Raw genomic sequence first — 1035 nt, 5'->3', positions numbered from 1 at the left:
GCGTTGTCGCCGATCGGGTTGTCTTCGCCGTGACCAATCGGGCCTTCCAGACGGCTCGCGTCGATCCCGTGGCTGGTCAGGTAGTCGTACACGATCTGCGCACGACGCTCCGACAGCGACTGGTTGTAGTCCGGCTTGCCCTTGCTGTCCGTGTAACCCGCTACCGTCACGTGCACGTCCGGATAGCGCTTCAGCGTGTCCACCGCCTGGTCCAGGATCGCCACCGAGTCCGACGTCGGCACGGCCAGCGCCTTGTCGATTTCCGACGCGTGCACATGGCCCTTCTTCGGGAAGTCGAACTTGAAGTTCACACCACGCAGGTCGATCACCACCTTCTGCGGCGCCGGCGCTTCAACCGGAGCCGGCGGCGGCGGCGGCGGCGGGGCAGCAGCCGGGGCCGGAGCCGCCGGAACCGCACCGATGCGCGACACGATGCTCAGACCCAGGAACCAGTCACCGTAACCGCTGTGGTTCGGCTGGCTCTGGTCGTCCCAATCGTAGCGGTAGCCGCCTTCTACGCGGATGTCCGCGCTGTCGGTGATCGACTTGGAGATACCCAGGCCCAACTCAGCCGCCGGGGCCCAGTCGCTGTCCATCGGGTTCTTGTGATGGCTGCCCATCACGCCACCCAACAGGTACGGACGCCAAGCGCCGTTGGTGAAGTACCAGCGCGCTGCCACGCCCACCGTGTTGTTCGCCCAATGGACGCCGCTATGGCCGCCACCGTTCATGGCACCGCGGTCGATGTCACGCTGGGTACGGTCGGCGAACAGGTCGATCGACAGGTCAGGCGTGAAGAACTTGCCAACGCCCAGACCGTAATAGATCTGGCGGCTGTTGGTGTTGCGATCGCTGTCGTTGTAGTAGCCACCGACGGTCGGCGCGATGTACCAGCGGTCATCGAAGCCATTCGGCCACGCCGGAGCCGCGGTGCTGTCACTGCTGCCCGTGGTTGCTGCGTTGTCCTGCGCATGAACGGCACCTACGCCGCCCAACGCCAGCGCAACCATGAAATAAAGGCCCTTGTGCTTCATC

1 protein-coding gene is annotated in these 1035 nt (G+C 64.9%); it reads right to left on the bottom strand.

The features are described from left to right. On the bottom strand, window positions 1–1034 hold a 1034-nt coding region (locus ISP25_RS00015; protein WP_404611405.1), incomplete at its 3' end, for an OmpA family protein. Window position 1035: the final 1 nt, after the last annotated feature.

This window comes from Rhodanobacter hydrolyticus, from assembly GCF_044904645.1.
This window is presented reverse-complemented; position numbering and strand designations above follow the sequence as displayed.